The following is a 20,195-nucleotide window of genomic DNA, read 5'->3' on the forward strand; positions in this document are numbered from 1 at the left end:
CGCATGATGGATATCGGGACTCTCCGCGGTATTGGCACTTTCGTGGTCTTCGTCGCCTTTATTGGTGTCGTGCTCTGGGCCTACAGCAGCAAGCGCAAGAGCAGCTTCGACGAGGCCGCCAACCTGCCCTTCGCGGATGAGCCTCCCAAGTCCGCCAAGCGTGACGAGCAAGATTCTAGGAGTAACAAAGAATGACTTCTTTCTGGAGTTGGTACGTAACCCTGCTCACCAGCGCCACGCTGGTAGCGCTGACCTGGCTGATCTTCGCCACCCGCCGGGGACAGCGCCAGGAAAGCACCGATGAAAAGGTCGGCCATTCCTTCGACGGTATCGAGGAATACGACAACCCGCTGCCCAAGTGGTGGTTCATGCTGTTCGTCGGCACTCTGATCTTCGCCGTCGGCTACCTGGTCATGTACCCGGGCATGGGCAACTGGAAAGGCATTTTCCCTGGCTACAACGAAGTCGCTGAAGGGAAGCCGTTCGCCAACGGCGAGTCCGGCTGGACCGGCGTGCATCAGTGGGAAAAGGAAATGGACAGGGCCGACAAGGAATATGGCCCGATCTTCGCCAAGTACGCTGCCATGCCGATCGAGGACGTGGCCCAGGACGAGAAGGCCCTGAAAATGGGCGGCCGCATGTTTGCCTCCTACTGCTCGGTCTGCCACGGCTCCGACGCCAAGGGCGCCTACGGTTTCCCGAACCTGACCGACCATGACTGGCGCTGGGGCGGCGAACCCGCCACCATCAAGACCACCATCCTCGGTGGCCGCCATGGCGTAATGCCAGCCTGGGGTGAGGTAGTCGGCGAGCAGGGCGTGCGTGACGTTGCAGCGTTCGTCCGCGTGCAACTGCACGGTCGCGACCTGCCGAAGGAGGCTAAGGCTGATCCGCAAGCTGGCAAGGCGATCTTCGCCGCCAACTGCGTGGCTTGCCATGGTCCGGAAGGCAAAGGTACGCCGGCCATGGGCGCGCCTGACCTGACGCACCCGAACGCCTTCATCTACGGCAGTAGCTTTGCCCAACTGCAACAGACCATCCGTTACGGTCGCCAAGGCATGATGCCTGCCCAGGAGCAAATCCTCGGCAACGACAAAGTGCACCTGCTGGCCGCCTACGTGTACAGCCTGTCGCAGAAACCTGCTGCAGAAGCTGAAGCCAAGTAATACCCTAACCTGCCATGCGCGACGCACTGTCGCACATGGCAGGCCGCTATCAGGCGTACCATATGCGGCAGGCTCCAAGACTCCGACCGGCAATGTACTGGTCAGGGCGCCGATAACTGCCGTGGTATGAGAACGATGAGCGAACAGATTCCCGTCCAGAACATCACCCCTCCTCCGGCCAAAGGCGACAACGTCGACCTGTACGCCAGCCGCGAAAAAATCTACACGCGCGCTTTCACCGGCATCTTCCGCAACCTGCGCATGACCGGCGGAGCGTTCTTGTTCCTGCTCTATTTCGGCACTGTCTGGCTCAGCTGGAACGACCGCCAGGCCGTGTGGTGGAACCTGCCCGAGCGCAAGTTCTACATCTTTGGCGCCACCTTCTGGCCCCAGGACTTCGTCCTCCTGTCCTGGCTGCTGATCATCTGCGCCTTCGGCCTATTCTTCATCACCGTATTCGCTGGACGCGTCTGGTGCGGCTACACCTGCCCGCAGAGCGTCTGGACCTGGATCTTCATGTGGTGCGAAAAAGTCACCGAAGGTGACCGCAATCAGCGCATGAAGCTCGACAAAGCTCACATGACCTCGCAGAAACTACTGCGCAAGTCGGCCAAGCATGGCTTGTGGCTAATGATCGGCTTCGCCACCGGCATGACCTTCGTCGGCTACTTCACGCCGATTCGCGAACTGATTTTCGATTTCTTCATCGGCCAGGCCAGTGGTTGGGCCTATTTCTGGGTCGGCTTCTTCACCCTCGCCACCTATGGCAACGCTGGCTGGCTCCGCGAGCAGGTGTGCATCTACATGTGTCCTTATGCGCGCTTCCAGAGCGTGATGTTCGACAAGGACACCCTGATCGTCTCCTACGACCCGCGTCGCGGCGAATCGCGCGGTCCGCGCAAGAAGGGCATCGACTACAAGGCTCAGGGCCTCGGCGACTGCATTGATTGCACCATGTGCGTCCAGGTCTGCCCCACCGGGATCGACATCCGTGACGGCCTGCAGATCGAGTGCATCGGCTGCGCCGCTTGCATCGACGCCTGCGATTCGATCATGGAGAAGATGAACTACCCGAAAGGCTTGATCAGCTATACCACCGAGCACAACCTGAACGGCCAGAAGACTCATCTGCTGCGCCCGCGCCTGATCGGGTACGCTGTCGCCCTTGTAGCCATGATCGGTATGTTCGCCTACGCCGTGGCAGCACGCTCGCTGGTAGAGCTTGACGTGATCAAGGACCGAGTCCTGTTCCGCGAGAACGAACAGGGCCGGATCGAGAACGTCTACACCCTGAAAGTGATGAACAAGTCGCAGTTGGACCAGACTTTCGTCATCGAAGCCGAGGGCCTTGACGGCCTTGTCTATGAAGGCAAGCGTGAGGTTCGCGCCGAGGCCGGAGAAGTCCTCTCGGTGCCGGTGGAGCTGTCCATCGAACCTGACCAACTGCCCTCAAGCACCAACAAGATCCTCTTCCGCGTCCACTCCGCGGATGTCCCCAGCATCAAGACTGACGCCGACAGCCGTTTCATCGGCCCCAGCGTCCGCTAGACAATGGAACCACCATGCAGTCCGAAGCACCCGTAAGCCCTTGGTACAAGCAGTTCTGGCCTTGGTTCATCCTCAGTATCCTCGGTACCTCCGTGGTGCTGGGGACCACCATGCTGGTGATCGCCACGAAGAACCCGCCAAGCCTTGTATCCGACAACTATTACGAAGTCGGCAAAGGCATCAACACCTCCCTGGAGCGTGAAAACCTGGCAGAGCGTTTAGGCATGAAGGCCAGCCTGAGAGTCCAAGAAGAAAGCGGCGAGGTGGTACTGGAACTGAACGGCGAAAGCCATCCCCAACAACTGGTGCTCAGCCTGCTGTCCCCCACTCAGCCTGAAAAGGACCGCCGTGTCGTGCTTCAGCCCCAGGCTGACGGCAAGTATCGTGGCCAGCTGCAGGACCCGGTCAGTGGTCGCCGCTTCGTTGAACTGATCGGCCAGGAGCAAGGCCAGGACTGGCGCCTGTTCGAGGAAGAAAACCTCGAGAAGGGTGGCGTAATCCGTCTCGGCGAATAAGCCAGCCTGGAATGAACACCCCCCTTTCCTGCTATCACTGCGGCTTGCCGGTCCCCGCCGGCAGCCGTTTCGAGGCCCGCGTGCTGGGAGAGACGCGGGCCATGTGCTGTCCGGGCTGCCAGGCCGTGGCCGAAGCCATCGTCGCCGGCGGACTTGAGAGCTACTACCACCACCGCAGCGATAGGGCCCCCAACCCCGAAGCCCTGCCCAGGGAGTTGCCTGACGAGTTGGCGCTCTATGATCGTGCCGAAGTCCAGCAGCCCTTCGTCCAGCATCAGGGTGAACTGAGCGAGACCTGCCTGCTGATTGAGGGCATCAGCTGCGCGGCCTGCGGCTGGCTGATCGAAAAGCATCTACGTGCGCTCCCAGCAGTCGCCGAAGCCAGCCTGAACTTGTCCAACCACCGCCTGCAGGTGCGCTGGGCAGACAGCCAGCTTCCCCTGAGCCAACTGCTCAAGGAACTGCGCAAGATCGGATACGCCGGCCATCCCTACAAACCGGACGAAGCCGCCGAGCGCCTGACTGCGGAAAACCGCCGCGCCATGCGCCAGTTGGGTGTCGCCGGCCTGCTCTGGATGCAGGTAATGATGGCTGCCATGGCCACCTGGCCGGAGTTCAATATCGACCTCTCCGTAGAGCTCGACACCATCCTGCGCTGGGTCAGCCTGTTCCTGACCACGCCCATCGTCTTCTATTGCTGTGGTCAATTCTTCCGTGGTGCCCTGCGCGACCTGCGCACCCGTCACCTCACCATGGACGTCTCCGTCTCCCTGGCCATCGGCGGTGCCTATGTCGCCGGTATCTGGTCCACCGTCACCGGGGTCGGTGAACTGTATTTCGACGCCGTAGGCATGTTTGCCCTGTTCCTGCTGGCCGGCCGTTATCTGGAGCGCAGGGCCCGAGAGCGCACGGCCGCAGCCACGGCGCAGTTAGTGAACCTGCTACCGTCATCGTGCTTGAGGCTGGATGTTGATGGCCACAGCGAACGGATTCTGCTGAATGAACTGCGCACCGGTGATCGCGTTCTGGTCCCGCCGGGGGCCTTACTTCCCGCAGACGGACGCATTCTCGAAGGCCAATCCAGCATCGACGAATCCGTACTGACCGGCGAATACCTGCCCCAGGCACGCTGCCAGGGCGACTCTGTCACGGCTGGCACCCTCAATGTCGAAGGCCCACTGACCATCGAAGTCGAAGCCTTGGGCGACAGTACCCGCCTCTCCGCGATCGTCCGGCTGCTGGAGCGCGCCCAAACCGACAAGCCGCGCCTCGCTGAGTTGGCCGACAAAGTCGCCCAGTGGTTTCTGCTCATCGTCCTGACTGCGGCGGCAGTCGTCGGCATCGTCTGGTGGCAGTTCGACCCGCAGCGGGCGTTCTGGGTCGTGCTATCGCTGCTGGTGGCTACGTGCCCCTGCGCCCTTGCCCTGGCCACACCCACTGCGCTCACCACGGCCACCGGAAGCCTACACAAGCTTGGCCTGCTGCTGACGCGCGGCCATGTGCTGGAAGGACTCAACCACATCGATACCGCCATCTTCGACAAGACCGGTACCCTCACCGAAGGTCGCCTGACCCTCAGCGCCATCCACCCCCTCGGCCTGCTTGATAGCAATAACTGCCTAGCCCTGGCCGCCGCGCTGGAAAACCGATCGGAGCACCCGATCGCCCGCGCCTTCGGCCGCGCCCCCGAGGCCGCCGATTGCGTTGAAAGCGTTCCTGGCCGGGGGTTGGAAGGCCAGGTTGGTGGCCGCCACCTGCGCATCGGCCAGGCGGAGTTCGTCGCCGAGCTGAGCGGGCAGCCGGTACCGGCCATTCCTGGCGACCAGGGCCAATGGCTGCTGCTGGGCGACGATCAGGGTCCGCTGGCCTGGTTCGTTCTCGACGACCACCTGCGCGCGGATGCCCCGGCCTTGTTGGAGGCCTGCCGCGAGCGCGGCTGGCGGCTGCTGTTGCTCTCCGGCGACAGCTCGCCCATGGTCGCCGCCATCGCTCGTCAGCTGGGAATCGAAGATGCCCGTGCAGGCATGACCCCGGATGCAAAACTGGAAGTTCTGCGCCAACTGCACAAGCAGGGTCGCCGGGTCCTCATGCTGGGTGACGGCGTCAACGACGTGCCGGTACTTGCCGGCGCGGACATCAGCGTCGCCATGGGCAGCGCAACCGACCTGGCCAAGACCAGCGCCGACGCCGTGCTGCTCTCGAACCGACTGGAAAGTCTGGTGCAAGCCTTCACTGTGGCTCGCAGGACGCGCCGCATCATCATCGAGAACCTCACCTGGGCAACGCTGTACAATGGCCTGGTGTTGCCCTTCGCTGCCCTTGGCTGGATCACCCCACTCTGGGCCGCGTTCGGTATGTCAGTCAGTTCTCTAGTGGTGGTAGTCAATGCGCTTCGACTGGCCAAAAGCTGAAGGCCTGAAGCGGGAAGCCTGCCACTGCCCAAGGCTCGCCGCTCAAATAGAGAAATTGCCATGCCCGCGCTCTACATTCTGATTCCCGTCGCTATTGGATTGGTCGGATTCGCCATCTGGCTGTTCTTCTGGGCCGTGGACAGCGGCCAGTACGATGACCTCGACAGCCCAGCCCACAGCATCCTGTTCGATGACGAAGACCCCAAGCACAAAGCTGGCATCGCCGAAGCTGGGGGCGAGAAGGACGACCAGGACGCCCCCCGTGGCTGAACTTGCCCCACTGCTATTGTCCGCGTTCATTCTTGGCCTGCTGGGGGGCGGCCATTGCCTGGGCATGTGTGGTGGCCTGATGGGAGCCCTGACCCTCGCCATTCCGCCCGAGCAACGTACCCGCCGCTTCCGCCTGCTGCTCGCCTACAACCTCGGGCGCATTCTCAGCTACGGCCTCGCTGGTTTGCTCATCGGACTTGTCGGCTGGGCTGTCGCCAATAGTCCCGCAGCAACCCTCCTACGCGTAATCGCTGCACTTCTGCTGATTGCCATGGGCCTCTACCTGGCCGGATGGTGGAGCGGCCTGACCCATATCGAAGCGCTGGGCCGGGGCCTCTGGCGGCATATCCAACCCATCGCCCAGAAATTGCTGCCCGTCTCCAGCTTGCCGCGCGCCCTGCTGCTCGGGGCACTATGGGGCTGGTTGCCCTGCGGGCTGGTCTACAGCACCTTATTGTGGTCTGCCAGCCAGGGAACATCAACCGATAGCGCACTACTGATGCTGGCCTTTGGCGTCGGTACCTGGCCCGTCCTGCTGGCCACTGGACTCGCCGCCGAACGCCTTATCGCCCTGCTGCGCAAGCGCGGGGTGCGCATGGCTGGCGGAGCGCTGGTGATCCTCTTCGGCCTCTGGTCCCTTCCCGGCCCCCATCAAGCCTGGCTGATGGGCCATGGCAGTCATAGCAGCGCCAATAGCGAGCCCGTACACAGTCACTGAGCAGCCTTGATGCAGGTCAAGATGGCTAGCCCTGGCCACTTCTAGACTCGCCGACACTGACTGCTGATCCGGGGATTCCCGCATGCTCGATGACATTCGCTGGGACGCCGGCCTGATAAAGCGCTATGACACCCCAGGCCCGCGTTACACGTCCTACCCCACCGCGGTGCAGTTCGACCACCGGGTAGGCTCTTTTGACCTGCTTCATGCCCTGCGCGAAAGCCGCAAGGCCAAACGCCCTCTTTCGCTGTATGTGCATGTGCCGTTCTGCGCCAACATCTGCTACTACTGCGCCTGCAACAAGATCATCACCAAGGATCGAGGTCGGGCCCTGCCCTATCTCGAACGACTGGAACGGGAAATCGAACTGATCGCTTGCCACCTGGACCCTGGCCAAAAGGTGGAGCAACTGCATTTCGGCGGTGGGACCCCGACCTTCCTGAGCCACGACGAACTACGGCGCCTGATCGGCCACCTGCGCAAGCACTTCCACCTCCTGGATGATGATGCCGGCGACTACGGCATCGAGATCGACCCGCGCGAGGCCGACTGGTCGACCATGGGCCTGCTGCGCGAACTCGGCTTCAACCGCGTCAGTATCGGCGTTCAGGACCTTGACCCCGCGGTTCAGCGCGCGGTGAATCGCCTGCAAAGTCTCGAGGAAACCCGCGCCATCGTCGAAGCTGCACGTACGCTGCAGTATCGCTCGGTCAACCTCGACCTCATCTACGGCCTGCCCAAGCAGACGCCGGACAACTTCGCCCGGACCGTGGACGAGGTGATCGCCTTGCAGCCCGACCGTCTTTCGGTCTTCAACTATGCCCACCTTCCGGAGCGGTTCATGCCGCAACGCCGGATCCGCAATGAGGACTTGCCGGCGCCAGCGCAGAAATTGGAAATGCTCGAGCGGACCATCGAGCAACTCAGCACAGCAGGCTACCGCTACATCGGTATGGACCACTTCGCACTGCCAGACGATGAGCTGGCCATCGCCCAGGAGGATGGCCGCCTCCAGCGCAACTTCCAAGGCTATACCACCCACGGACACTGCGACCTGATCGGTCTGGGCGTTTCCGCGATCAGCCAGGTCGGCGATCTTTACTGTCAGAACAGCAGCCAGCTCCTCGACTATCAGGCCAGCCTCGAACAAGGGCTTCTGGCCACCGCTCGTGGGCTGGTCTGCGACGAAGATGACCGCATCCGGCGCGCCGTGATCCAGCAACTGATCTGTGAATTCGAGCTCGAATTCGCCAGCATCGAGACACGTTTCAACATCGAGTTTCGTGGCTACTTCGCGACGATATGGCCGCAACTCCAGCAAATGGCCAACGATCGGCTGATCAACCTGACCGAAAAGGGTATAGACGTGCTACCCAGCGGTCGTCTGCTGGTGCGCTCGCTGTGCATGCTGTTCGACCGTTTTCTGGCCGGGCAGAACAACCAGCGCTTCTCGCGGGTGATCTGAGACAGGCTCGGGTCACCATCAACCTGGTGGCCTCGAGTAATTGCTCGTCGGTGAGGTTTGCCTCACCCATCATCTTGCCCATGGCGACCATGAGTGCCGACTGCAGGCCGGACAGCTCAGTATTCAGCGCCTCCGTCCGTGTCAGCATCGCCTCCTCACCCAGGTTACCGTCCGCCACCAGGGCCTGCTGTTCTGCCTGCTTTTCGGCGTTGTGCCTTGATCGCACGAATCAGCTTGAGCAACTGCTTGATGACGTCGGGCACATTGCTTTGATCGATAGCACCGTCCTTCCCGACAGCCCGACCTTGCCCAAGGGGGACAAACCGACCCGAACACTTTCCTCCGGGGGCCGCCACGGGCAGCCTCATGCGGGTCGCCTGCGACTTGTCGCCGCATGGCTAGGCACAGGCTGTCGACCAGTCGGTCGTATCCAGGTGCAAATCAGAAGTGCTCCTTGCGTCCTTGCGACCCGATTTCGACCTGCACGCTGGAAAATTGAACAATCGGTCACGTAGGCCTTTTCTGGCCGTGGCTCATACTCTGCGTTACCCTTACGGGCATTGTGTGTATGCCCTGCAAGGATTAGCCGATGTCCGAAATCATCAAGGTGCGCAACATGCCCCAGGCCCACTGCAAGGATTGCAGTCTTGCCCCGCTGTGCCTGCCGCTGTCACTGAATATGGAAGATATGGACGCGCTCGACGAGATCGTCAAACGCGGCCGCCCCCTGAAGAAAGGCGATTATCTCTTCCGCCAGGGAGATGCCTTCGGTTCAGTCTTCGCCGTGCGCTCCGGCGCGCTCAAGACCTTTACCGTGACGGATACCGGCGAAGAACAGATCACCGGCTTCCACCTGCCCAGTGAACTGGTCGGGCTGTCCGGCATGGACACCGAACTCTACCCGGTCTCGGCCCAGGCCTTGGAAACCACCTCGGTCTGCGAGATTCCGTTCGAACGCCTCGATGACCTTTCCGTGCAACTCCCACAACTACGCAGGCAGTTGATGCGGGTGATGAGCCGAGAGATCCGTGATGACCAGCAAATGATGCTGCTGCTGTCGAAGAAAACGGCGGACGAGCGTATCGCCACCTTCCTGGTGAACCTTTCTGCGCGCTTCCGGGCCCGAGGCTTCTCAGCCAACCAGTTCCGCCTGGCCATGTCGCGCAACGAGATCGGCAACTACCTGGGTCTGGCGGTCGAAACCGTATCCCGGGTTTTCACCCGTTTCCAGCAGAACCAGCTCATCGCCGCCGAGGGCAAGGAAGTGAACATCCTCGACCCCATCGAGCTTTGCGCCCTGGCCGGCGGCAGCATCCAGAGTTGAGCCAACGGCGGGATCTCCCCGCCCTCGATCCAGTCTCCGCACCATAGACCATGACGATGATCTACGACGAAATCAGCATCAAATCCCTGATCCGCCCGGTACCGGACTTCCCCAGGCCCGGCGTGATCTTCCGCGACATCACCCCACTGTTTCAGTCACCGCGCATACTTCGCCTGGTGGCCGACAGCTTCATCCAGCGCTATGTCGAGACCGACTTCAGTCACATCGGTGCCATGGATGCACGGGGTTTCCTGATTGGTTCGATCATCGCCTACGAACTGAACAAGCCACTGATCCTCTTCCGCAAGCAGGGCAAGCTGCCCGCCGACGTGCTCTCCGAGGGTTACCAGACCGAGTACGGCGAGGCCCTGCTGGAAGTCCACAGCGACAGCCTGTGTGAGGGTGACAAGGTGCTGATCTTCGACGACCTGATCGCCACCGGCGGAACACTGATGGCAGCAGCTCGTCTGGTGCGACGGATGGGTGCCAGCGTGTTTGAGGCCGCCGCCATCATCGACCTGCCTGAGCTGGGCGGTTCCCAGCGTCTGGAAGATGCAGGCATTCCCACCTTCTCGCTGACGGCCTTCTCCCTCGCCGAACGTTGATCTCGCTGCGGGTCCTCCCAATGGGCCCGCCCCGATCGTAGCTGGGCCAGCGCTCCCTGCCCAAAGTCAACCACACGGTCCGCCGAATGGACTTCAGCGTTGCATCGACCCAAAAGTACGGTGGAGTAGCGACTCCTTCAAAGGCCCGCTGTTCAACTGGCGCAGCTGGGCATATGGCCTGAAGATCCGACTGGGGCCGCGCGATGGCTTCTTCCCGAAGATAATCAAACCCTACTTCGACTACTGCAGCCCTAACTTCCACCCCTCGACCACGAGAAAAAGGGTCTGAAAGAGCCTTGGGAGCACCGTCCTGGATTCAATCGAGAAGCTCAGGTGGGCCGCAAGGCTGCCCGGCGCCCCCTTCGCGGTGCGCCCCCACGCTAAGCCTCTATTCCTCTTCGAAGAAATCGGCGAAGTACTCATCCAACTCGCCGTCATAACTATCGAGCGAATAGAGCGTGTCCGCCGCCAGCAGGTCCAGCAACACCAGGCCGTTGAGACTGGAGTCTTCTTCCGCGGCCGCCCGTAGGCGCCCAGCCATGCCGAGGTTCACCAGCCTGAGGTTGCGGTAGATATCGCGCAGCCCCGCCATCGACCAATCCGCGGTCAGTCCCCGCTGCAGCCGCAAGTGCTGGCCCAGCAGGTAAGTCCCCAGGGCCCGATAGAGGGTTTCGGTAGAGGTGCTGAATGGCCAGTGAAACCAGGCCATGGCCTTGAGCAGTCGCGTGTGTGGGCAGCCGCACGCGGCTCCCAGCACGCCCAATAGCGAGCCAAGTGCCCGCTGCAGGGTGGTGTGCTGACGAATTTCACGCCCGCGCCAGAACACCGTCACATTCACCTCCTCGTAGGAAGGCGAATGCGCCAGCACCTCAACCGGCTGCGCCAGCGCGCGGGCGAATGGGCAACAGGCAACCTGTCGGGCATCCAGCGGGCAATGGCTGCACTGCTGGAAACCCAGACGCACCCAATCTGGTAAGGCCTGCGAACATGGCCCCTGTTCGCCCTCTGCCAGGTTCACCTGATGCGACCAGCGATGCCCATCGGGGAAGGCAAACTCGTACCGCACCAGCGAATCAGCCATGGCCTCGGGTGTCATGGTCTAGCCTCACTCAGTAAAAAAACGAAAACGACACAATTCAGGCGCCAGCAATCTGTCATACAATTCATACAACAAAATACAAGAAGCGCCAGGAACAAGGGCGATTTAGGACTCAGCTAGGCAGCCAGGGCGATCATCATGGACAGCAGCCCGTCAGAACTCATCAGTGCTTGGACCGAACACATCGACATCGGTGTGATTCTGCTCGACCAGAAACTGAACATCCTCTACTGGAATGCCCTAGTCAGTCGTTGGAGCGGCACATCGCTCCAGCAGGCCAGGCAGCAGCCCTTCAGCGACGTTTTTCCCGAAGCCGATGCGACACATCTGCAACAGATGGCGTCCACAGCCCATAGCAAAGGACGCCATGTCCATCGCCACGGCAACAATGCCAGAGACCTGCTCCAGCTTCCGTACCTTCCGGCGGACCGCATGCTGCAGGACGCCCTGCTCCTACCGTTCCACTCGGCTGACGGCCAAGCCTGCCTGGGCCTGCTGCTGTACGACGCCACCAACCAGGAATCCGCGAGTGACAAGTCAACTGCCACGCCGGACGAGCTGATCGATGAAGTGAAGCCGGAGCAGCTGATCCGCAAGCTGGAAAAAGCCAATGCCCAGCTGTTGCAGTCAGAGAAGCTCGCCGCCATCGGCCAACTCGCGGCCGGCGTTGCGCACGAGATCAACAACCCCATCGGTTATGTCTTCTCCAACCTCAAGACCTTGACCGGCTACGTCAATGACCTGCTGCGCATCGTCGACAGCGTGGATACCGTCTCATCCTTGGAGGACCTGCAGCAGCTCAAGCGCAGCCTGGACTATGACTACATCCGCAATGATGTCGAAGCCCTGATCCACGAGTCGGGAGACGGTATCGAGCGCGTCAAGAAGATCATCATGGCTCTGAAGGACTTCTCGCATATCGAGGAAGAGGCCTTCCATGCCGCCGATCTGCATCGTGGCCTGGACAGCACCCTCAACCTGGTCAACAACGAGCTCAAGTACAAAGCGGATGTGATCAAGGCCTATGGCGAGCTGCCTGCAGTGGAGTGCATTCCTTCGCAGATCAACCAGGTGGCGATGAACCTGCTGATCAACGCCGCGCACGCCATTGAAGGATTCGGACGCATCACCGTGCGCACCGGCCACGAAGGCGCCTGGGTCTGGCTGGAAGTGGAAGATAACGGCAAAGGCATCGAACCTCGCATCCTCCACCGCATCTATGAACCCTTTTTCACCACCAAGCCCGTGGGCAAGGGCACCGGCCTCGGGCTGGCCCTTTCCTACAACATCGTGCAGAAGCACAACGGGCGCATTGAAGCGTTCAGCCAGCCCGGCATCGGCACCCGTTTCCGCATCTGGCTACCGATCCAGCAGCCGGACCCGGCCGAGTCGTCGGGAGCGCCGTCCGCATGAGCGAAGCCCGGCAAACTGGCCGCTATGTGTTGCTGGTGGATGACGATGACAACGTGCTCAGCAGCCTGCACCGCTCGCTGCGCAACGAGGCTTACGAGCTGCTGACCGCCAACTGCGCGCGTGCTGCGCTCCAGCTGTTGGAGCGGCAGCCCGTGGACTTGGTCATCTCCGACGCTCAGATGCCAGGAATGGACGGCCCCACCCTGCTGGCCCAGGTCCAGCAGCGCTGGCCGGACACCCTGCGCCTGCTGATGACCGGGCTCGCGGACCTGGACACCAGTATCCGTGCGATCAACCAGGGCCACATCTACCGCTACCTGAGCAAACCCTGGAACGACGACGAGTTGCGCATCACCTTGCGACAGGCACTGGCCCACCAGCACGCCGAGCGTGAGCATCGGCGCCTGGAGCGGCTCACCTGGGAACAGAACCTGCGCCTGCAAGAACTCAACGCCAACCTGGAGCAACGCGTGCGCGAGCGCACCGCCGAACTGCAACAGACCGCCGACATGCTCGACCTGGCCTATGCCGAACTGCGGCACAGCTATGTCACGACAACCGAAGTCTTCTCGGCCCTGCTCAACCAGCGCCTGCCGCGCGATAAACAGAGCAACGCCCAGGTCATTGGCCTGGTCCGCGCATTCTCCAGTCGTCTTTCAATGCCCGCGACCGAAATCCGCGACCTGGCCATGGCGGCCGCGCTGTACAACCTGGGCAAACTGACCTGGGATGACCACCTGCTCAACCGACCATCCGACCTCCTGCACAGGGAGGAACGCGACCGCTACCGACAATACCCCACGCTCGGGGAAAGCCTGTTGATGGCCCTGGAGCCCTTGCATAATGCGGGCCGATTGATTCGGCACCACCAAGAGTGCTGGAACGGCACGGGCTTCCCTGATCAGTTGCACAGAGAAGCGATCCCCCTTGGCGCACGGCTGCTCAAGATTGCAGTGGACTTCGTCGAACTCCAGTGTGGACTGCTCCTGCAACGGCGCCTTACACGGCGAGAAGCCTTGCAGTTCCTCGGCAAGAATGCCGGCCGACTCTACGACCCGGAACTCTGCCGCCATTTCATCGAACTCTGTGATGAGCTTGCACCTGATCTGGCAGACACCGAACCGGGTGTCGTTGCGCTGGATACCCGACGCCTGGAGCCCGGCATGGTCCTCGCCCGTAACCTGCAAGCTGAAAGCGGCATGTTGCTGCTCAACATCGGCAAGCAACTGACCCGCCACCTGATCGACAAGCTGATCGCCTTCGAGTCCAGCGAAGGGGCGCGCTACACCCTTTATGTCAGGCAGCCCGCGACCGCAGCGGGCATGATCGAGGAGCTGTCCAGATGATCAAGATCCAGTTGGTGGACGACGAGCGCAACGTGCTCAGCGCACTACAACGCCTGCTGCATCCGCAGGGCTGGACACTCCACCTGTTCGACGACCCCGAGGCGGCGCTGGCTGCCCTCGGCGAGCACCAGTACGCCGCGATCGTCTGCGACCTGAAGATGCCCAGACTCGATGGCCTCACCTACCTGCAGTTCGCCCGCCAGCGCCAACCCGATGCCCTGCGTATATTGCTGAGCGCCCATGGCGACCGCAGCACACTCATGCAAGCGATCAACCGGGTCGAGGTGTACCGCTTCCTTTCCAAGCCCTGGGAAGAATACGAGATAGAAAGCGCCTTGCTCGCCGCCGTCGACCTGCACCGCCTGCGCAACGAAAACCAGCGTCTTCTGGCACAGGTCCGCAGCCAGCAGAATACCCTCGATCGCCAGCGTCGCGAACTGCTGCGCCTGGAGGCCGAGCATCCTGGCCTGACGCGCGTGTGCCGTGACAAAGACGGCGCAGTTCTGATCGAAGGTTACGAGCTCGATGATTGAGCGCGACACAACCACGATGAGAGCTGGCATCCGCCAGGCTAGTGCCACCCGCAGTGTGGTTTCACAGGCCTATCTGCATTGCCTGGCATTTGTTCTCATGGCCCTGGGTGGCATCGGCTTGATGGCCGTTCCATTTTTTGACAACCCGGGGCGGCAGGACCTGGTCCTGCTACCCGACAGCGCCCTGCTTGCCGGTCTGGCTGGATTCTCCCTGCTGGCTGCCACCCGGGGCAGGCGCAACCCATGCCTGATCGGAAGTCTCCTGGTACTGGGTCTGGCCGGCTACAGCCTTGCCCACAACATTCTGGCCGGCGGCAATGACCAGGGCAGCTCCCTCGTCAGCGGCTACTGGCGCATACGCAACGAACTGGCCTCGATCGCCTGCCTGTTTGGCCTTGCCTTGCTGTTCTCGGCGATCCGCCAGGGAGGCCGATGGCTGTGCCGCCTGGCAGGCATGGCATTGGTCGGCATCAGCCTGTTGTCGCAACTGGTCACCTTCTGGCCCGACGCCAGCCCGTTGCGTATCGCCATCAGGCCAGACATCAACAGCATCGCCAACCTGCTGGTCGCCATGCTCGGCATTGCCATTGTGCTGTTGTGTGCGCAACCGGTTCCACGCATCGGCCTGCCTGACCGGCGCGCCCTGGGCATTGGCCTGCTCGGCGCGCTATTCACCAGCGTCGGCTGGTTCATGCTCAGCCTCAATGGCATTGCCAACCTCAACGACCTCAGCGACCAGTTACTGCTGCGCACGCAGGCCTCCATTGAGCGCACCGTTGCCGACCGCCAGCAACTCATCAAACGCATGGCCGAACGCTGGCAAAGCCTGGGCGCGATGCCAGCCGAACCCTTGTGGTATCAGGAAAGCGGGAGTTACCTGCGGGACTTCAGCAACCTCAACCTGATTGCCGTATTGGACCCCGACCTGCGTCTGCAGCACCAACAAGGTCGTGGCCAGCAGGCACGCGACTGGCTGACCCGTTTCCTCGCCCAGCCGGAGCTGCGCCAATGGCTGCATCAGGTACAGCAGGGCGACGTTGCTCGCATGAGCCCGACACAACGCTACAGTGCCCAGGACGACAGCAGTCTGATTGCGGTCCCTTTGCGGGTTGGCAATCAAACGCCCAGCCTGCTCGTAGCCAACCTCAACATTGGCGCCACCCTCGACGAGCTGCTGGGCAAGGACCTGGGCGGCTTCGTGCTCCAGGCCTACGAAGGCCAGCAGCGCATCTACGACTCGCAGGATGGCCTTGGCGCACGCGCGCCCTTTCCCACGGGTGAGCGCCTGGTCGCCCTCGAGCCCTCGAGGCACTGGCGCCTGGTGACCTACCAGGTGAATCCGCCTGCGGACGCTACCGCGACCTACCTGCCGCCCCTGTTCATGCTCTTCGGGCTCGGCTTCACGTTCTTCCTGATGATCAGCCAGAGCCTGGCGCGGCTGGCGGTCGAGCGCAGCCGGAGCCTGCATCGGAGCAACCAGGACCTGGAGCACAGCCTGCACCTCCAGGCGCGCCTGCAAATCCAGAATCAGCGGATCATGGATCACTCCATGGACGTGCTCTGCTCGATCGACGAAGCGGACCGTTTCATCCAGGTCAGCCCCTCCAGCCAAGCCATTCTCGGCTATACCCCCGTTGAGTTGATGGGCCGACGCTACACGGACTTCATCCACCCCGAGGACCGGGAGCGTACCCAGGCCCAGGTGCGCGCCATCATCGATGGCAACTCCCGGGAATCCGTGCGCAATCGGTGCCAGCGCCGTGACGGCAGCACCGTCCACCTGCTCTGGTCGGCTGGGTGGTCAGCCGGCGAGCGTACCCTGTTCGCCGTGGCCCATGACATTACCCACCTGGTTCAGCACGAGGCCTACGCAGAGGACCAGCGCGACATCCTCAGCATGATCTCCACCGACCAGCCACTGCCGAGCATCCTCAAGGCTATCTGCGAGATGAGTGAAACGCTGGAGCCGGGTTCGCTCTGCGCGGTCATGCTGGTCGATGCCGAAAAGAAGCGACTTCGCCTTGCCGCGGCCCCCAGCCTGCCAGATGCCTATCGACAAGCCATCGACGGCCTGCCCATCGGCCCCCTGGCAACCACCTGCGGCACGGCCGTGTTCCGCCGGCAGATGGTCACCAGCCTGGATATCAGCGAGGACCCGCTCTGGCACGAGCACCGCGAGCAGGCTTTGCGCCATGGCTTGCGCGCTTGCTGGTCGATCCCGCTGATCTCCCATCACGGCGACGTGCTCGGCACCTTCGCCGTCTACCGCCGCGAACCCGCCTCTCCGGACGACGACAACCTGCAACTGATGGGTACGGCCGGCCAGTTGGCGGCCATTGCCATCGAGCGCCAGCATGACCGCCTTCGCCTGGAGGAAAGCGAGCAGCGTTACCGCTCCCTGTTCACCTTCAACCCCGATCCGGTGTTCGCAACCGACCGCCTTGGTCGCTACCTCAGCCTCAACCGCGCCTGCTGTGAACGAGTGGGATACAGCGAAGCGGAGCTGCTCGGACAGCACTTTTCCACCTTGCTGCTCGAGGAAGATATCGAGCGAATCAAACAGCACTTTCGTAAAGTGCTGAAGGGCGAGGCACAGCGTTACGAGGTCCGATGCCGTACCCGGCTGGGCGACGTGTTGGAGCTGGACATCACCCAGTTGCCCATCGTCGTCGAAGACGAAATCGTTGGCGTCTTCGGAATTGCCAAGGAAATCGGCGAGCGCAACCGCATGACCAGCGCACTGCGCGAAACCCTGCAACAGTCCGAACGCAAGGCGCTGCTGCTGCGTGGTCTCAGCGAAACCGCGCTGAACATCGGCGGCATCCTCGACCCACGTGCGCTTGTCGATTACATGTGCGGCCAACTGCGTCTGCTGATTGGCGCACATCGCGCCGTCATCACCCTCAACGCCGACAGCGAACAGACCGACACACTGCAACAGGTGTCGCTCTCCGAGACTTACGCAGCCAGGCAGCACCAGCCACCACCAGCCGCCACCAGCCAACCGGATCTGCTGCCCTGTGCGGAACTGGAGCCAACGCCGCCCCCCGGCGCCGCCGATGGGCAACTGCCCTCGTCCGGCAAGCTCTCGGCGCCGCTGATCGATCACAGCGGCAAACAACTAGGGCAGATCGAACTTTCCGACAAGTTCGAGGGCACCTTCGACCAGGATGACCTGGCCATTACCCAGCAGTTCGCCCAGATGGCCATTGCCGCCCTGGAGAACATCCGCCTGGTACGCCAAGTGCTTGCCAGCGAGCAACGCCTGCAGGAACAACTGGATTTCACTTCGGCCATCACCCAGAGCGTCGGCGAGGGCCTGCTGGCCATCGATCGCCAGGGCCGCCTGACCTACGTCAACCCGGCCGCAGCCGGGCTCCTGGGCCAGACCGCAGACACGCTGCTCGGACAACCGCTGGACATACGCCTGCCGCTGCCACTGGACCACGACGGCACCGGCGCCTCCCAGTCGCGGCATGGCGAAGCAAGCCTCGAAGAAGAACATGGCGGTATCCGTCACCTCGCCTATGACTGCGCCCCGCTATTGCACGCCCGGGCCCTCGGCGGCTGGGTCGTCGCCTTCCGCGACATCACCCGCGCCAAGGAATCGGAAAAACAGCTGCGCATCCTCCAACGCAGCCTCGAGGCCAGCTACAACGGCGCGCTCATCTGTGATGCTGAAGCCGACGACCTGCCGATCATCTACGTCAATCCGGCGTTCGAGCGGATCACCGGCTACAGCGCAGGCGAAGCGCTCGGGCGCAACTGTCGTTTCCTCCAAGGGACGGACCACAGCCAACCCGGCGTCGCCGAAATTCGCAAGAGTCTGAAGCACAAGCGCGAAGTGCATGTAGTGCTGCGCAACTTCCGCAAGGACGGCACGCCCTTCTGGAATGACCTCTACATCGCCCCGGTACCTGATGAACGGGGCCGGATCACCCACTTCATCGGTGTCCAGAACGACATCTCCGAGCAGAAGCGCGTCGAGTCAGAACTGGCCTACAACGCCAGCCATGACGTACTGACCGGATTGCCTAACCGGTCGCTGCTGGAAGATCGGCTGCGCCAGGGGTGCCAGATCAGCCAGCGTTACCAGCGCCAACTTGCGGTGATGTTCATCGACCTCGACGGCTTCAAACCGATCAACGACTCCATGGGCCACAGCATCGGTGACCAGATCCTCGTCGAAGTGGCGCGCCGCCTGAGCCAGCAAGTGCGCCCCGGCGATACCGTGGCCCGGCTGGGTGGTGACGAGTTCATCCTGGTTTTGCCAGACCTGGCTCGCGAGGAAGACGTCCTGCAAATCGCGGAGCGGGTCATCGATAGCATCGCTCGCCCTTATCCGGTATCCGGTAGCGAATTGCACATCACCGCCAGCCTGGGTATCGCCATGAGCGAGGGCGGCATGCAGCAACCCATGCAGCTGATCCAGCAGGCCGACCTGGCCATGTACAAGGCTAAGCAGCAGGGCCGCAATTGCTACCAGTGGTACACCACCGACCTGGAGCAGAAGGTCAGCGAGCGGGTGACTTTGCGAAACGAGTTGCAGAAGGCCATCGAGTCCAACGCCTTCACCCTGCATTACCAGCCACAAATCGACGGTCGCAATGGCCGTGTCGCCGGCTACGAGGCGCTGCTGCGTTGGCAGCACCCCACGCTCGGGTCCATCTCCCCAACGCAATTCATTCCCGTTGCCGAAGATACCGGTCAGATCATCCCGCTCAGCGAGTGGGTCCTTGCAACGGCGTGCCGCGACTGCCGCGAATTGCTGGACCGCGGCATCAGCGGCGCGGTGGTGGCCGTGAACATCTCGGCGGTGCACTTCCAGCGCAGCATCTTCGTCGACAGCGTCCGCCGCGTCCTCGAAGAGACCCGGCTACCCGCCGAACTGCTGGAACTGGAAATCACCGAGACCGTCCTGCTGGACAATGCCGAGCGCGCCATCAACACACTGCAGGCGCTCAAGAGCCTGGGCGTGCGCCTGGCCATCGACGACTTCGGTACCGGCTTCTCCAGCCTCAACTACCTCAAGCGCCTGCCAATCGACAAAGTGAAGATCGACCGTGCCTTCGTCCAGGAAATCATCAGCGACCGACACGACGCCGCGATCACCCTGGGCATCATCTCCATGGCCCACCACCTGCGCCTGCGGGTCATCGCCGAGGGGGTGGAAAACGAATCCCAGTTCGCCTTCCTCAAGAAGAGCCATTGCGACGAATTCCAGGGCTACTACTTCGCCCGCCCCATGCCCTTCGCCGACCTGGAAACCTTCCTGCGCGAGCACCACAAGAGCCCCGCGGCCTACCTCAGCAGCCGGTCAGGGAGCAGCAGCACCCAGACACTCCTGCTGATCGACGATGAAGAAAACATCCTTCGCGCCCTCACCCGCGTGCTGCGCCGCGACGGCTACCAGATCCTCACGGCCAGCCGTGCCCAGGATGCGTTCACGCTGCTGGCCAAGCACAACGTCCAGGTCATCCTCTCAGACCAGCGCATGCCGGAGATGAATGGCACCGAGTTCTTCAGCCTGGTCAAAGACCTGTACCCGGACACCGTGCGCATCGTGCTTTCCGGTTATACCGACCTGAAATCGGTCACCGATGCCATCAACCAGGGAGCCATCTACAAGTTCCTCACCAAACCCTGGGACGACGAACAGCTACGCGCGGCCATCGCTCAGGCCTTCCTGCATCACAGTCTGGCGCAGGACAAGGACGGCAGCACAACCACGATCACTCAGGACGAAAGCGTGTAATTCCAGGCAGCTCATCCTATGGAGTTC

Annotated in this window: 15 protein-coding genes; 14 read left to right on the plus strand and 1 reads right to left on the minus strand. The window is 62.2% G+C overall.

From position 1 onward, the window contains the following. The first annotated feature begins 6 nt into the window (after positions 1–6). The 10 genes from OXH74_RS00700 to OXH74_RS00745 all read left to right on the plus strand — a co-directional run bounded on the left by OXH74_RS00700 (position 7) and on the right by OXH74_RS00745 (position 10,022). Entirely contained in the window at positions 7–195 is a 189-nt protein-coding gene (locus OXH74_RS00700; protein ID WP_215378706.1) for a cbb3-type cytochrome c oxidase subunit 3, read from the plus strand. After that, on the plus strand, positions 192–1,166 hold the full coding sequence (ccoP, locus tag OXH74_RS00705; protein ID WP_375739660.1) for a cytochrome-c oxidase, cbb3-type subunit III: 975 nt from the start codon (positions 192–194) through the stop codon (positions 1,164–1,166). Before OXH74_RS00700 ends, ccoP begins: the two co-directional genes overlap by 4 nt. A gap of 135 nt (positions 1,167–1,301) precedes the next feature. Next, entirely contained in the window at positions 1,302–2,714 is a 1,413-nt protein-coding gene (gene ccoG / locus OXH74_RS00710) for a cytochrome c oxidase accessory protein CcoG (protein WP_375739661.1), read from the plus strand. Between the two features lie 14 nt (positions 2,715–2,728). Next, positions 2,729–3,229, plus strand: a complete 501-nt coding sequence (locus OXH74_RS00715; RefSeq protein WP_375739662.1) for a FixH family protein — start codon at positions 2,729–2,731, stop codon at positions 3,227–3,229. 11 nt (positions 3,230–3,240) lie between these two features. Further along, the gene (locus OXH74_RS00720; protein WP_375739663.1) at positions 3,241–5,640 is read left to right on the plus strand and encodes a heavy metal translocating P-type ATPase; all 2,400 of its coding nucleotides are present in this window, start codon (positions 3,241–3,243) and stop codon (positions 5,638–5,640) included. A 60-nt stretch (positions 5,641–5,700) separates the two neighbouring features. Beyond that, complete coding sequence (gene ccoS, locus OXH74_RS00725; RefSeq protein ID WP_215378712.1) at positions 5,701–5,910, plus strand: cbb3-type cytochrome oxidase assembly protein CcoS; 210 nt, start codon at positions 5,701–5,703, stop codon at positions 5,908–5,910. Further along, complete coding sequence (locus OXH74_RS00730) at positions 5,903–6,628, plus strand: sulfite exporter TauE/SafE family protein (RefSeq protein WP_375739664.1); 726 nt, start codon at positions 5,903–5,905, stop codon at positions 6,626–6,628. The genes ccoS and OXH74_RS00730 overlap by 8 nt, the downstream gene beginning before the upstream one ends. A gap of 82 nt (positions 6,629–6,710) precedes the next feature. After that, positions 6,711–8,093, plus strand: a complete 1,383-nt coding sequence (gene hemN / locus OXH74_RS00735; protein ID WP_375739665.1) for an oxygen-independent coproporphyrinogen III oxidase — start codon at positions 6,711–6,713, stop codon at positions 8,091–8,093. Positions 8,094–8,682: 589 nt separating this feature from the next. After that, positions 8,683–9,417 (plus strand): fumarate/nitrate reduction transcriptional regulator Fnr, encoded by a 735-nt coding sequence (gene fnr / locus OXH74_RS00740; RefSeq protein WP_375739666.1) that lies wholly within the window; start codon positions 8,683–8,685, stop codon positions 9,415–9,417. A 56-nt stretch (positions 9,418–9,473) separates the two neighbouring features. Then, positions 9,474–10,022 carry an adenine phosphoribosyltransferase gene (locus OXH74_RS00745; protein ID WP_215378779.1) on the plus strand — a complete coding sequence of 183 codons (549 nt, stop codon included), beginning with the start codon at positions 9,474–9,476 and terminating at the stop codon, positions 10,020–10,022. A 388-nt stretch (positions 10,023–10,410) separates the two neighbouring features. Here the strand turns inward: OXH74_RS00745 and OXH74_RS00750 are convergent, their stop codons facing one another. After that, positions 10,411–11,118 carry a DUF6901 family protein gene (locus OXH74_RS00750; protein WP_375739667.1) on the minus strand — a complete coding sequence of 236 codons (708 nt, stop codon included), beginning with the start codon at positions 11,116–11,118 and terminating at the stop codon, positions 10,411–10,413. A gap of 141 nt (positions 11,119–11,259) precedes the next feature. On the opposite strand from OXH74_RS00750, the gene OXH74_RS00755 reads away from it, so the two are divergent. Genes OXH74_RS00755 through OXH74_RS00770 form a run of 4 tightly spaced genes read left to right on the plus strand, consistent with a single transcriptional unit; the run spans position 11,260 to position 20,168 of the window. Continuing rightward, the gene (locus OXH74_RS00755; protein WP_375739668.1) at positions 11,260–12,534 is read left to right on the plus strand and encodes an ATP-binding protein; all 1,275 of its coding nucleotides are present in this window, start codon (positions 11,260–11,262) and stop codon (positions 12,532–12,534) included. Further along, positions 12,531–13,880 carry an HD domain-containing phosphohydrolase gene (locus OXH74_RS00760; protein WP_375739669.1) on the plus strand — a complete coding sequence of 450 codons (1,350 nt, stop codon included), beginning with the start codon at positions 12,531–12,533 and terminating at the stop codon, positions 13,878–13,880. The genes OXH74_RS00755 and OXH74_RS00760 overlap by 4 nt, the downstream gene beginning before the upstream one ends. Beyond that, positions 13,877–14,413, plus strand: a complete 537-nt coding sequence (locus OXH74_RS00765; RefSeq protein ID WP_375739670.1) for a response regulator — start codon at positions 13,877–13,879, stop codon at positions 14,411–14,413. The genes OXH74_RS00760 and OXH74_RS00765 overlap by 4 nt, the downstream gene beginning before the upstream one ends. Continuing rightward, a complete protein-coding gene (locus tag OXH74_RS00770) occupies positions 14,406–20,168 on the plus strand; it encodes an EAL domain-containing protein (protein ID WP_375739671.1) in 5,763 nt (1,920 codons plus the stop codon). Before OXH74_RS00765 ends, OXH74_RS00770 begins: the two co-directional genes overlap by 8 nt. Positions 20,169–20,195 lie beyond the last annotated feature (27 nt).

The organism is Metapseudomonas boanensis, assembly GCF_042232855.1.
GTDB classification, from domain to species: domain Bacteria; phylum Pseudomonadota; class Gammaproteobacteria; order Pseudomonadales; family Pseudomonadaceae; genus Metapseudomonas; species Metapseudomonas boanensis.

What these genes read in the sequence shown, in the direction of transcription:
- OXH74_RS00765 (WP_375739670.1), top strand. Translation starts at nt 13,877, where the DNA reads ATGATCAAGATCCAGTTGGTGGACGACGAGCGCAACGTGCTCAGCGCA.
- OXH74_RS00745 (WP_215378779.1), top strand. Translation starts at nt 9,474, where the DNA reads ATGATCTACGACGAAATCAGCATCAAATCCCTGATCCGCCCGGTACCG.
- OXH74_RS00720 (WP_375739663.1), top strand. Translation starts at nt 3,241, where the DNA reads ATGAACACCCCCCTTTCCTGCTATCACTGCGGCTTGCCGGTCCCCGCC.
- OXH74_RS00715 (WP_375739662.1), top strand. Translation starts at nt 2,729, where the DNA reads ATGCAGTCCGAAGCACCCGTAAGCCCTTGGTACAAGCAGTTCTGGCCT.
- OXH74_RS00700 (WP_215378706.1), top strand. Translation starts at nt 7, where the DNA reads ATGGATATCGGGACTCTCCGCGGTATTGGCACTTTCGTGGTCTTCGTC.
- hemN (WP_375739665.1), top strand. Translation starts at nt 6,711, where the DNA reads ATGCTCGATGACATTCGCTGGGACGCCGGCCTGATAAAGCGCTATGAC.
- fnr (WP_375739666.1), top strand. Translation starts at nt 8,683, where the DNA reads ATGTCCGAAATCATCAAGGTGCGCAACATGCCCCAGGCCCACTGCAAG.
- OXH74_RS00770 (WP_375739671.1), top strand. Translation starts at nt 14,406, where the DNA reads ATGATTGAGCGCGACACAACCACGATGAGAGCTGGCATCCGCCAGGCT.
- OXH74_RS00755 (WP_375739668.1), top strand. Translation starts at nt 11,260, where the DNA reads ATGGACAGCAGCCCGTCAGAACTCATCAGTGCTTGGACCGAACACATC.
- OXH74_RS00760 (WP_375739669.1), top strand. Translation starts at nt 12,531, where the DNA reads ATGAGCGAAGCCCGGCAAACTGGCCGCTATGTGTTGCTGGTGGATGAC.
- ccoP (WP_375739660.1), top strand. Translation starts at nt 192, where the DNA reads ATGACTTCTTTCTGGAGTTGGTACGTAACCCTGCTCACCAGCGCCACG.
- OXH74_RS00750 (WP_375739667.1), bottom strand. Translation starts at nt 11,118, where the DNA reads ATGACACCCGAGGCCATGGCTGATTCGCTGGTGCGGTACGAGTTTGCC.
- ccoG (WP_375739661.1), top strand. Translation starts at nt 1,302, where the DNA reads ATGAGCGAACAGATTCCCGTCCAGAACATCACCCCTCCTCCGGCCAAA.
- ccoS (WP_215378712.1), top strand. Translation starts at nt 5,701, where the DNA reads ATGCCCGCGCTCTACATTCTGATTCCCGTCGCTATTGGATTGGTCGGA.